Below are 5,023 nucleotides of genomic sequence, written 5' to 3' on the forward strand. Positions count from 1 at the left end.
TGTCCGGCGCCGGGCAGCAGTTCGCCGTTGAGCAGGGCGTACAGCGGGTACGAGAGCCCGATCAGGGCGCAGGCGGTGACGGCTCCGCCCCCGCATCCGGCGCCGGACGTGTTGCACGGCCTTTGTCGCGTTCGTTCCCCGGCGGGGCCTCCGGGCGGAGGGCGGGGGGCCATTGGCTTCATTGACACGCTCCTACCTGACCAAGTACGGTCGGGACCGATCGGTCCACTAGGAATTCAGTACCGCATGAGTACCGCTTCCGGCACCGAATCGATCACCCGGCGCCAGTGCACACGACACCGTTCTCTTTCCATCTCGCGGGGAGATGTTTGTGTTGCTGTTCTCAGTCCTAGGCTCCATGGAAATAATGAAACAGCGGGTCGCCGTGCGGCTCGGCGGCGCCATGCAGCAGACGCTCCTGGCGACCCTGCTCGCGGCCGGCGGATCGCTCGTCACGGTCGACTCCCTCATCCTCGAACTCTGGGGGACCACACCCCCCAACAAGGTCGAGAACGCCCTCCAGGCGCAGGTCAGCCGGGTGCGCAGAACCCTGGCCGCGGTGGAGCCCGACCGGGAGGGATCGCGGGTGGTGACGAGCACCTCCGGCTACATGTTCCTCTTCGACCGGTGGGAACTCGACGCCTACCTGTTCCTCGACACCGTGGACGCGATCCACGCGAGAACCGGCTCGGACACCCTGTCCGAACACCGCCAGAACGTAGCCGACCTCCGCGCCGGACTCTCCCGCTGGAGGGGTCCCGTATTCGGCGGACTGGCCGGCGGGCCGATCTGCCAGACCGCCTCCACGAGATATATGGAGGCGCGGAATTCGGCGCTCATTCTGCTTTACGATCTCGAACTGCGCACCGGCGGTCACGAACGGATCCTCCCGGAGCTGACCGAGCTCTACTCCCGCAACCCGAACCACGAACAGTTCTGCATGCTCCTCATGCGGGCCCTGTACCGGTGCGGCCGGCAGCTCGACGCCCTGACGGTCTACCGCCAGTGCCGCCACAACATGATCGAGTCGCAGGGCATCGAACCCTCCCCCGTACTGAGCCAGTACGAACGGGCGATCCTCACCCACGACCCGATGCTGCTCCAGAACGAGCCCTACTGGCCGGTGCCGGCCCTCGTCGCGAGCTAGGGAAGAGCCCCGACATGGGCGACGCCCTGCTGCTGGTCGCGCACGGCAGCCGCGATCCGCGCCACGCGGCCACGGTCCGCGCCCTCACCCGCGGGATCCGGTCGACGAGGCCCGGACTGCGCGTGAGCACAGCCTTCCTCGACTTCGACACCCCCTCCGTGCCGCGGGAGCTGGCGCGGGCGGCCCGTCACGGAGCCGCGCGGCTGGTGGTCCAGCCGCTGCTCCTGACCCGGGCCTTCCACGCGAAGACGGACCTGCCCGGCGCCCTGCGCCGGGCGCCGGCCTCCCTCACGCTGCGCCGGGCCCCCGTCCTGGGACCGGATCCCCTGCTGACCGCCGCACTGGAACGCCGGCTGTACGAGGCCGGGCTGGCCCCGGACGAACGCGCCACGACCGGCGTGGTCCTCGCGGCCGCCGGCAGCGGCGACCCGGAGGCGGCCGCCGTGCTCGCCGGGATCGCCCGGCGGTGGCAGCACACCGGCGGCTGGCACTCCGTACGCTTCGCCTGCGCCTCCCACGGTCCCCGCACCGAGGACGCCGTACGGGCGCTGCGCGCCGGGGGCGCCCGGCGGATCGCGGTCGCCCCGTACGTCCTGGCGCCGGGAAGGCTCCCGGACCGGATCGCCGAGGGCGCCCGCGCCGGCGGGGCGGACGTCCTGGGCGCGGTGCTCGGCGCCGCCCCGGAACTGGCCCGCCTCGTCCTGCTCCGGTACGACGCGGCCGTCCGCGTCCCGGCCCTGACGGGCTGACCGGGGCCGGTCCTGGTCCGCCCGGTCCCTCACGGGCGCAGGCCGCGCCGGCGCAGCATCCGGCGCTCCAGCGGGCCGAAGACCAGCAGGTCGACGACGACGCCGACCAGCAGGATCAGCACGATGGCGAGGAAGATCCGCGCCATGTCGGAGGTCTCCCGCCCCGACTCCAGCAACTGGCCCAGCCCCAGGCCCAGGTCGGGGGAGCTGGCGATGATCTCGGCGGCCATCAGGGAACGCCAGGAGAACGCCCAGCCCTGCTTGAGGCCGGCGAGGTAGCCGGGCAGCGCGGCGGGCATCACCACGTGCCGGGCGCCGCGCAGACCGGTGGCGCCCAGGGAGCGGCCGGCCCGCAGGAACAGCGGCGGGACCTGGTCGATGCCGGAGACGAGGCCGCCCGCGATGGAGGGGGTGGCGCCGAGCAGGATCACGGCGTACATCATCGAGTCGTCCAGCCCCAGCCACAGGACCGCCGGGGGGACCCAGGCGACCGAGGGCAGGGACTGCAGGCCCTGGAGGACGGGTCCGATCGCGGCGCGCACGAACCTCACGCGGGCGACGAGCAGGCCGAGCGGGGTACCGATGGCCAGGGCCAGCAGGAAGCCCGACAGGCCGCGCCAGACGCTGGTCCACACGACGTCGAGGAGGGTGCCCCTGAACCAGAGGTCGGTCAGGCTGTGCCAGACGGCGGAGGGCGGCGGGAGCATGTAGTCGTCGGTGACCCGGGCCCAGGTGAGCCCCTGCCACACCGTCAGCACCAGGGCGACGGCCACGGCGGGCGGCAGCGCCTTGCCCCACAGCACCCGGCGCAGGGAGGTGCGGGCACCCTGGTGGGTGTCGAGGGCGTCGAGTCCGGCCAGCTCGTGGGAGGCGGCCGGGAAGTCTCGGGACGGTCGGGGCCCCGGGGGCCTGAGGTCAGTGCTGGCCATGGCGGCGGATCTCCCCACGCAGGTGTTCGGTGATCTCGACGGACAGCTCCGCGACGTCCGCGTCCTCGATGCGGCGGGGCTGGGGGATTTCCACGCTCCATTCGCGGGCCACCCGGCCGGGCCGGGAGGAGAGCAGGACCACGCGCTCGGCGAGGCGGACGGCCTCGCGGACGTTGTGCGTGACGAAGAGGACGGACAGGCCCCCCGCGGCGGAGCCGCTCATGTTCGCTTCGGCCCAGATGCGGGTGAGTTCGCCGTGCAGGACGTCACGGGTGATGGCGTCGAGGGCCGCGAAGGGCTCGTCCATCAGCAGCAGCCGGCTGTCCTGGGCCAGGGCCCGGGCCAGGGCCACGCGCTGGCGCATGCCGCCGGACAGTTCGTGGACGCGCTTGCCGTACGCCCCGCCGAGCCGGACCAGCTCCAGCAGCCGCTCGGCCTCGGGCCGGCGGTCGTTCTTGGGCACCCCGCGCAGGCGCAGGGCGAGTTCGATGTTCCTTCCCGCGGTGAGCCACGGGAAGAGGGCGTGCTCCTGGAACATCAGGGCCGGACGGCCCTCGGTGGCGACGGTCCCGGCGGTCGGGGTGTCCAGTCCCGCGACCAGGTTGAGCAGGGTGGACTTGCCGCAGCCGGAGGCGCCGAGGAGGGTGACGAACTCCCCCGGAGCGACGTCGAGGCTGATGTCGTCCAGCACGGGCTGGGGGCCGGCCGGGCCGGGAAAGGACTTGGAGACGTGCTCGATGCGGACGGCCCGGGCGAGGGCCGTGGTGTGCTCCGCGTTGATCAGGGCGGTCGCCATCGCGGTCAGCTCCGTTGGTCGTCGGTGCCCGGACCGGGCGGGGTGACGGGGGGCCTGTGCAGGGAACCGAGGACCTTGTCGAGCGGCCCGAGGTCGTAGATGCCGGTCAGGTCGGGCCGCTCCAGCAGGCCCGCGGCGACGGCGTGGTCGGCCTGGGCCCGCAGGGTGGCGGCCAGCGGGTCGTCGGTGACGACGATGCCCGGCCAGGCCCGGTCGATGACCTCGGGCTCCAGCTCCTTGCCGCTGAGCGCCTTGAGGGCGGCGTTGGCGGAGGCCTTGGCCTCGTCCCGGTGGGCGTTGATCCACTCGTTGGTCCTCACCGTGCCCCGGAGCACGGCCTCCACCACGTCCGGGTGCTCCTTGAGGAACTCCTGCGACACGACGACGTTCGTGATCACGAACTTCCCGCCGGGCCACAGGTCGCTCTCGTCGAGGAGGACGGTCGCGCCCTCGGCGACCAGCTTGGACGCGGTCGGCTCGGGCACCCAGGCGCCGTCGACGGAACCGGACCGGTAGGCGTCGGGGGTGATGGTGTTGTTGGTGCGGACGACGGACACGTCGCCCTTGCCGCTGGCCGCGTCGACCTTCCAGCCGCGCGTGGCGGCCCAGTTGAGGAAGGCCACGTCCTGGGTGTTGCCGAGCTGCGGGGTGGCGATCCGCTTGCCCTTGAGGTCGTCGAGGGTCTTGATCCGCTCCGGGTTCACGACGAGTTTGACGCCGCCGGAGGCGGAGCCGGAGATGATCCGCAGGTTGCGGCCCTTGGACTTCACGTAGCCGTTGACGGCGGGTGAGGGGCCGATGAAGGCGATGTCGACGGAGCCGGCGTTGAGGGCCTCGATCTCGGCCGGGCCGGCGTTGAAGGTGGTGGTCTTCAGGGCGGTCCCGCCCAGTTCCCGCTGGATCAGCCCCTCGCGTACGCCGACCAGGGCGGTGGCGTGGGTCAGGTTCGGGAAGTAGCCGAGGGTCACGGAGCCCGCCGAGAGCTTCGTGCCCGCCCCGCCCGCGGGGGCCTGGGCGGCGGCGGGGACCTGGTCGGCCCGGGAGCCGTAGCCGCAGGAGGTGAGGGCGGCGAGCAGCAGGAGGAGGGCCGCGGCGGCGGGGCGCGTACGGCGGGAGCGGAACATGCTCAGAGGCTCCATTCGTGCTCCGTGAAGGCGTCGCCGGCCATGCCCGCGGTCAGGGTGGTGCCGTCGGCCGGGTCGATGAGGAGGAAGGAGCCGGTGCGGCGGGAGTCGGCGTAGGCGTCGAGGGCGAGGGGTTCGGCGGTGCGCACGACGACGCGGCCGATGTCGTTGGCGGCCAGTTGCCCGGGGGCCGGGTGCTGGGAGAGGTCGTCGAGGGTCAGCCGCGAGGGGATCTCCTTGACGATCGCCTTGACCGTGCGGGTGGTGTGCTTGAGCAG

General features: G+C 72.6%; 6 protein-coding genes and 1 pseudogene. 2 read left to right on the forward strand and 5 right to left on the reverse strand.

The genetic code is table 11. From position 1 onward, the window contains the following. A partial coding sequence (locus ABZW32_RS38655; protein ID WP_356225445.1) for a hypothetical protein occupies nucleotides 1-182 on the reverse strand: 182 nt, incomplete at its 3' end. Nucleotides 183-367: 185 nt separating this feature from the next. Here ABZW32_RS38655 and ABZW32_RS38660 point away from each other — a divergent pair. Continuing rightward, the gene (locus ABZW32_RS38660) at nucleotides 368-1,147 is read left to right on the forward strand and encodes an AfsR/SARP family transcriptional regulator (protein ID WP_356225447.1); all 780 of its coding nucleotides are present in this window, start codon (nucleotides 368-370) and stop codon (nucleotides 1,145-1,147) included. A 14-nt stretch (nucleotides 1,148-1,161) separates the two neighbouring features. Then, nucleotides 1,162-1,896, forward strand: a complete 735-nt coding sequence (locus tag ABZW32_RS38665) for a sirohydrochlorin chelatase (RefSeq protein ID WP_356225449.1) — start codon at nucleotides 1,162-1,164, stop codon at nucleotides 1,894-1,896. A gap of 29 nt (nucleotides 1,897-1,925) precedes the next feature. Here ABZW32_RS38665 and ABZW32_RS38670 read toward each other — a convergent pair whose 3' ends face one another. The 4 genes and pseudogenes from ABZW32_RS38670 to ABZW32_RS38685 form a co-directional block, all read right to left on the reverse strand. Continuing rightward, nucleotides 1,926-2,825 (reverse strand): ABC transporter permease, encoded by a 900-nt coding sequence (locus ABZW32_RS38670; protein ID WP_356225451.1) that lies wholly within the window; start codon nucleotides 2,823-2,825, stop codon nucleotides 1,926-1,928. Beyond that, nucleotides 2,812-3,621, reverse strand: a complete 810-nt coding sequence (locus ABZW32_RS38675) for an ABC transporter ATP-binding protein (protein ID WP_356225453.1) — start codon at nucleotides 3,619-3,621, stop codon at nucleotides 2,812-2,814. Before ABZW32_RS38675 ends, ABZW32_RS38670 begins: the two co-directional genes overlap by 14 nt. A 5-nt stretch (nucleotides 3,622-3,626) precedes the next feature. After that, on the reverse strand, nucleotides 3,627-4,760 hold the full coding sequence (locus tag ABZW32_RS38680; RefSeq protein ID WP_356225455.1) for an aliphatic sulfonate ABC transporter substrate-binding protein: 1,134 nt from the start codon (nucleotides 4,758-4,760) through the stop codon (nucleotides 3,627-3,629). Continuing rightward, nucleotides 4,748-5,023, reverse strand: a pseudogene (locus ABZW32_RS38685) (hypothetical protein); the annotation flags it as partial. The gene ABZW32_RS38680 and the pseudogene ABZW32_RS38685, both read right to left, overlap by 13 nt.

The sequence above is a fragment of the Streptomyces sp. NPDC004667 genome (assembly GCF_040609475.1).
In the GTDB taxonomy this organism is placed as follows: Bacteria; Actinomycetota; Actinomycetes; order Streptomycetales; family Streptomycetaceae; genus Streptomyces.

Coding starts and splice junctions, on each gene's coding strand:
- ABZW32_RS38660 (WP_356225447.1), top strand. CDS start 368: ATGAAACAGCGGGTCGCCGTGCGGCTCGGCGGCGCCATGCAGCAGACG.
- ABZW32_RS38665 (WP_356225449.1), top strand. CDS start 1,162: ATGGGCGACGCCCTGCTGCTGGTCGCGCACGGCAGCCGCGATCCGCGC.
- ABZW32_RS38670 (WP_356225451.1), bottom strand. CDS start 2,825: ATGGCCAGCACTGACCTCAGGCCCCCGGGGCCCCGACCGTCCCGAGAC.
- ABZW32_RS38675 (WP_356225453.1), bottom strand. CDS start 3,621: ATGGCGACCGCCCTGATCAACGCGGAGCACACCACGGCCCTCGCCCGG.
- ABZW32_RS38680 (WP_356225455.1), bottom strand. CDS start 4,760: ATGGAGCCTCTGAGCATGTTCCGCTCCCGCCGTACGCGCCCCGCCGCC.